General features: G+C 71.6%; 2 protein-coding genes. Both read right to left on the bottom strand.

Going from position 1 to position 1,858, the window contains the following annotated elements:
* Positions 1 to 951: DUF4097 family beta strand repeat-containing protein (locus GUY60_RS37320; protein ID WP_161705941.1), on the bottom strand; the 951-nt coding region annotated here is incomplete at its 3' end.
* A gap of 114 nt (positions 952 to 1,065) precedes the next feature.
* Positions 1,066 to 1,539 carry a hypothetical protein gene (locus GUY60_RS37315; RefSeq protein ID WP_161705940.1) on the bottom strand — a complete coding sequence of 158 codons (474 nt, stop codon included), beginning with the start codon at positions 1,537 to 1,539 and terminating at the stop codon, positions 1,066 to 1,068.
* Between the last annotated feature and the right edge of the window lie 319 nt (positions 1,540 to 1,858).

Here is a 1,858-nt window from a genome sequence, read left to right as displayed (position 1 = left end):
GTGCAGGGCCGTGACGCGCTTGCCCTCGGTCGTGATCTTCAGGTGGTAGCCGGCCGAGTGCACGATCCCCGTGGGGGCCCCGTCGGCGGCCGAGGTGCGGGCGCACACTTCGACGGTCTCGTCGCCGCCCGCGGGTGCGGTGGCCGAGCCGAGCGCGTTGCGGACCGTGCCGTAGGTGGCCTGCACGTCGAGCCAGGCGGCGGTGTCCTCGTGGATGCCGACTTCGAGGTTGCCGACGGAGGTGCGCAGGTCGATCCGGCCGCGGATGGCGTCGCTGACGCGGATGTGACCGCTGGCCGCCTCCGCGTCGACCCCGGCGTGGGCGACGCCGACCTCGATGCGGCCGTTGGCGCACTTGGCGCCCACGGCGCCGTGCGCGATGCCGACGGAGATGTCGCCGTTGGCTGCGTCGGTGGTGAGGGCGCCGGTGACCTCGCGGATCTCGGTCCCGCCGTTGCTGTTCTTCACGGTGGCCGCACCGGCGACGGTGCCGACCGCGATCCGGCCCGAGCCGGTGATGTCCACGTCCCCGGTGGCGCGGGTCAGCCGGATGTCGCCGTGGTCGGTCCTGAGCTCGGCGGCGGCCGCCTCGTCCACCTGGAGGTCGCCGAGCGAGGTCTTCAGCCGTACGTCGCCGATGCGGCCCGAGCAGAAGAGGCCGCCCATGGCCGTGGTGCCCCGGACGTCCGAACCGGCGGGCAGTTCCACGGTCACCTCGATGAAGCCCGGCTTGCCGAACGGGGACCGCTTCTTGGGCGCCTTCACGACGAGCCGGCCGCCGGAGAAGCTGACCTGGGTCTGCTCCACGGCACGCATGTCGTTGTCGTCGGAACCGTCGCGCGGCAGCACCTCGACGACGGTGTCGGTGCGCTTGCCCGCGGTGATGTGGGCGGAGCCGGCCTCCAACTCCAGGGTGACGGCGATGGGTTCGGGGGTCTCGAAAGCAGGCATGGCTGTTCCGTCCTCTTGGTTCGGGTGATTGATTCCGCCGGTTTCGCGGTTTCGCGGTTTCGCGGTGTGGCCGTGCCGGGTGTGCGGCGGGTACTGAGGTGAAGGTGGGTTGCCCTAGCGGGCCGCGGTGTCGAGAGCGGTGGTGACGGCCCGCGCCAGCCAGGCGTTGACCGACAGTCCCTCCGCCGCCGCGGTGCTCTCGGCCCGGGTCTTGAGGTGGGCGGGGAGACGGAAGTTGATCCGCGCCATGGCGCCGGGTTCGCGGTCTTGAACCGTGTCCCGTTCCGCGTCCCGAACCGTGTCCCGTACCGCCCGTACGCCGTCCTGGAACGCTTCGGCCGCGGACGGCGCCGTCACCACGAACTCCGGGTCGACTCCGCGCAGTCGCACATCGACCGAGCCCGGCGCCAGCTCCCGCGTGACCTCGGCCATCGCGGCGGACAGCGCGTCGAGAAGGGTCAGCCGGGCGGCGGATTCCAGCGGCGCGGTGAGGCGCTCGGCGAGTGCGCGAGCTTCACCACCGCCGGCGGCGTCCGCGGCGAGGGCCAGCTCCTGTCGAAGGTTACCGACGTAGGGCGTGAGGTCCATGGCGTCATCATGGCACACGGATGGCGCCATGGCGAGCCAAGGTGACCCCTTTTTGGCGCACGCCGGTCTGATGCGGCTCTGACCTGGTGTTTCCTGCTGGAAATTGGCGTGACGGGGTGCTGAAAGCGCGGACAGGGAGCCTCTCGTGGCCCAGGGTTGGCACCTCGGTGACGCCACGACTGCCGACTCTGGCGTCACGCAGGACTCGACCTGCCTCGCGCGTATACCCGGAGGGCCCGGAGCGGAGGCCACCGGCACAGTCGAGGAACTCGGCGCGGGGTGCAGCGGCGCCTGAAGCGCACCATCGTGGACCCCGGGC

Source organism: Streptomyces boluensis, assembly GCF_009908195.1.
In the GTDB taxonomy this organism is placed as follows: Bacteria; Actinomycetota; Actinomycetes; order Streptomycetales; family Streptomycetaceae; genus Streptomyces; species Streptomyces boluensis.
This window is presented reverse-complemented; position numbering and strand designations above follow the sequence as displayed.

What these genes read in the sequence shown, in the direction of transcription:
- GUY60_RS37315 (WP_161705940.1), bottom strand. Translation starts at nt 1,539, where the DNA reads ATGGACCTCACGCCCTACGTCGGTAACCTTCGACAGGAGCTGGCCCTC.